A 282-nucleotide genomic window follows, 5' to 3' on the forward strand; every position below is an offset into this window, starting at 1 on the left:
TATGTGCCAGTCCCCGCAGCTTTTCGCAGCTTATCACGTCCTTCATCGCCTCTGAGAGCCTAGGCATTCCCCATACGCCCTTATTTAGCTTATGTGCTTTTACCTAATATGCTCTTTCGAAGTTATTCGTTATGAGTTAAAAGTTAATACTAACTCTCTCCTCAATACTTCTAACCTCTTTTAAATATAATTTGCTCTATCTATAATTTTACAACTATAGAAATTTTTATGTTTCTCGTATTCTTATTTTCCAATATGTCAATGAACTTTCTGTAGATATGA

At 34.8% G+C, this 282-nt stretch carries 1 rRNA gene; it reads right to left on the bottom strand.

The features are described from left to right. Window positions 1-94 (bottom strand): 23S ribosomal RNA (locus HC175_RS23520); the annotation flags it as partial. Between the last annotated feature and the right edge of the window lie 188 nt (window positions 95-282).

The organism is Salinimicrobium oceani (genome assembly GCF_012037645.1).